The 3,711-nt window shown below is 35.1% G+C and carries 4 protein-coding genes; 3 read left to right on the forward strand and 1 reads right to left on the reverse strand.

Translation table 11 applies throughout. The features are described 5' to 3' along the window. Window positions 1–395: 395 nt before the first annotated feature. A complete protein-coding gene (locus U9P79_05105; protein ID MEA2104006.1) occupies window positions 396–752 on the reverse strand; it encodes a hypothetical protein in 357 nt (118 codons plus the stop codon). Window positions 753–872: 120 nt separating this feature from the next. Between U9P79_05105 and istA the strand changes: the two genes are divergently transcribed. From istA to U9P79_05120, 3 genes are all read left to right on the forward strand, one after another. Beyond that, window positions 873–2,459: an IS21 family transposase gene (istA, locus tag U9P79_05110; GenBank protein ID MEA2104007.1), complete on the forward strand. Its 1,587-nt coding sequence runs from the start codon at window positions 873–875 to the stop codon at window positions 2,457–2,459. Then, the gene (gene istB / locus U9P79_05115; protein ID MEA2104008.1) at window positions 2,452–3,204 is read left to right on the forward strand and encodes an IS21-like element helper ATPase IstB; all 753 of its coding nucleotides are present in this window, start codon (window positions 2,452–2,454) and stop codon (window positions 3,202–3,204) included. The genes istA and istB overlap by 8 nt, the downstream gene beginning before the upstream one ends. Window positions 3,205–3,313: 109 nt before the next feature. Next, a complete protein-coding gene (locus U9P79_05120) occupies window positions 3,314–3,436 on the forward strand; it encodes an ATP-binding protein (protein ID MEA2104009.1) in 123 nt (40 codons plus the stop codon). The last annotated feature ends 275 nt before the right edge of the window (window positions 3,437–3,711 follow it).

A 3,711-nucleotide genomic window follows, 5' to 3' on the forward strand; every position in this document is an offset into this window, starting at 1 on the left:
GAATTGGTAGTAAAATTTTTGTCGACTAATAATTGAATTTTTTAGAATTAAATATAAGTAACTCAAGTTTCGCATTAAATTTTCAGAGAATAATAATATAAATAATTGCTACTAAATGTTTGTTTGGATCGTCAGAAAACAGATAGAATCTATATTCAAGATATTTTATGCGTTAATAGGTATATGATCATTCCAATGGTCCAGTATATTTTTCAATTTTATAGAGTTAATCTAATATGAAGACAGGTTTACTAAAAACATATGTCTAAATTACGATACTATAAAGGAAAATTTAGGACACCCTGTATTACGAATTAAATCTTATAACTCTTTGATATTACGCACACGGGGCAGGAGTTCTGAATATGATAAAAAGATAATAAAAATAATAGACTCTACTTAATTGATTCTGACGGATTATATTGTTTGTACATATCTTTATTGATTTCTTTGAAATATTTCATATTGACTTTTGAACTGGCTCTATCAAATCCGGCTACTTCATATACAGCTACAAAATATTCAGGTATTTCATCATATTCAGTTAGAATTTGCTCTCTCATTAATTCCAAAGAAGATTCATTACAATAATATGACACTAGTTCTATTTGTGAATTATATCCAAAACCAATAAAAAATAGATAGTTTTCATTATGCTCACCTGGAATTTTGGCAACTATTGGAAATTCCGGCGAGATTCGGACACCATTCCAGAAGTTCTTCGGACACCATTCCGGGAATTCTTCGGACACTATTCCGGAGTTATTTCGGACACCTATAATATGAAATAGCCTAAAATATTTCTGTTAAATACATTTTTAGTTTCCTGAAAAAAAAGAATATTCACTCTATAAAAAACATAGAGGGGATAAATGAGAACAAAAAGAAAAATCACCAGCCATCTCGGTGAGAAGGGAAGACTAAAAATGAACCTAATCAAAGAAGTAATCATCTGTCATGAAAAGAGCGGTATGTCTATACGTCAAATCAGCAGTTCATTATCAGTAGCACGCTCAACCGTTTCAGACTACATCAACAGGTACAAAACCAGTGCATTAACTCTGCAAGACATACAGGAATTAGAGGCAGATACTCTATACAATCGATTGTTTCCAAGGAAAAGAAAATTAATATATCCAACAAAAACAATTCCTGGTTTTGCCAACATTCACAATGAATTAAAGAGAAGAGGAGTTACCCGCATGCTATTATGGGAGGAATATCGAGAAAAATATCCCAATGGCTATGGTTATTCTCAATATTGCGATCTATATAATCAATGGAATAAACAAGTAACAGTTTCCATGCGACAAGTACATAAAGCCGGTGAGAAAATGTTTGTTGATTATTCAGGATTAACCATGGATATCATTGATCCTTACACAGGTGAAATCCAAAAGGCAGAAATATTTGTAGCATGCTTAGGAGCCAGTGGGTATTCCTATGCCGAGGCCAGTAAAAGCCAAAAAAAATCCTGCTTTGTCAACTCCCACATCAATGCCTTCAATTTCTTTGGTGGTGTTACCTCGATCCTGGTGCCGGACAATTTGAAATCTGCGGTAACAAAATTTGACTGGTATGAACCAAAGTTAAATGCTACTTACCAGGATATGGCCCAACATTATGGAACAACTATTATTCCCGCACGACCCTACAAACCCAAAGATAAATCTAAGGTAGAATTGTCAGTCAAACTTGTCCAGCGATGGATATTAGCAAAATTAAGAAATCGGCAATTCTTCAGTATTGCCGAACTTAACCAGTCAATCCAGCCTCTTTTAGACGAGTTAAATGACCGCAAAATCAAGCACCTGGAGAAAAGCCGTTATGAATTATATGAAGAATTGGACAAGCCGGCATTACTTGCCCTGCCGACACAACCCTATGTATACAAAGAATATAAACTGTGTCGCGTAAATATTGATTATCACATACAATTGGAAAAATGTTTTTACAGTGTTCCCTATTCACTGGCCAGGCAAGAAGTTGATGTTTGGTATTCTGATCATACTGTAGAAATATTTTATAAAAATAAGCGAGTAGCAATACATGAACGACTCTACCAAAAGGGATCCTTTTCCACAAAAAAAGAGCATATGGCATCTGCCCATAAAGCCTATGCCGAATGGACACCTTCACGGATGATTAATTGGAGTAAAAATTTTGGAAAGTATACAGAAAAATTGATTGAAATTATTTTAAACAGGAAGTCACATCCTGAATTGGGATTCAGAACTTGCATGGGAATATTGAATACAGCGAAAAAAACAGACAAGGATATTGTGGAATCCATTTCTAAAAAAATGATAAAATTAAATACATATAACGTCCATAGTTTCAGGTCAATCCTGAAAAACAAAACCTATACAGAGTCACAACCGGCAACAGCAACAACCCCAATGAACCATCATGCAAATGTCCGTGGTGAAAATTATTATGGAGGAGGACACAATGATTAATTACACATTGGAACAATTGACAGAGTTGCGTCTTCACGGAATAAAAAATGCACTTCTTGAACAAATGGAACAGGCTACCTTGTTTACACAAATGTCTTTTGAAGAGCGATTTAGTCTGCTGATTGACAAAGAAATGAGCGAGCGAAAAAACCGGCGGATTAAATATATGCTGAAAAATGCTTGCTTAAAATATAGGGAAGCAAACATCAATGATATTGATTATCATAGCAATAGAGGCCTGGACAAAAAACTTATTCAATCTCTATTCCTCAATAATTGGCTGGATAATTTCCATAACATTATCATAACCGGACCTACCGGCACGGGGAAAACCTGGCTTGCAAATGCCCTGGCAAATCATGTCATTTGCTCTGGTTACTCTGCACAATATATTCGAATCTCTGCTTTGATCGAAGAACTGTCTCTCAAGAGGGCGGAAGGGAATTATCTGAAATGGTTAAAAAAAATCCAAAAAATTCAATTATTAATTCTGGATGATCTGGGACTTATGTCACTTTCCAATGAACAAACCCAGGAACTTCTGGAAGTAATAGAATCCAGAAATACAACAGGAAGTATAATCATAACCAGTCAACTGCCTGTTAATGAATGGTATGCTTATTTTAAAAATCCTACCTTGGCTGATGCCATTATGGATAGGGTGATCCATAATGCTTATAAAATAAATCTGAAAGGAGAATCAATGAGAAAAATTAAAAACTCTATTGCTCTTTCTAAAATTTAATCTAACTTTAAATTCAAAATTGAAATTGGGAAACTAAAAATGGTGTCCGAAAGTTCACCGGAATGGTGTCCGAAACTTTTCCGGAATCACTGTCCGAAACCTTCGGAATTTGCACTCAGTTTTCTATGATGAAAAATTAACTGCTACAATTATTGATAGATTGATACACCATAGCCACTTGATAATTTTCAGTCGAGAAAACTACCGATTGAAAAATTCTTTAATGAAATAAATTGAATATCAGTCAAAAGCCTTATCTACGACAAACTTGTTCTACATTTTCAAGCCACCAGTAACCAGCAACCAGTAACCAGTAACCAGTAACCAGTAACCAGTAACCAGTAACCAGTAACCAGCAACCAGCAACCAGCAACCAGTAACCAGCAACCAGTAACCAGCAGCCAGTTGCCAGTTGCCAGTATAAACAACAAAACCCTCAACCAAAATAAATTGATTGAGGGTTTTTAAATAAATACCGGCAGCGACCTACTTTGCCACTCCGTTACC

It is taken from the genome of Candidatus Cloacimonadota bacterium (assembly GCA_034661015.1).
GTDB lineage: Bacteria > Cloacimonadota > Cloacimonadia > JGIOTU-2 > JGIOTU-2 > JAYEKN01.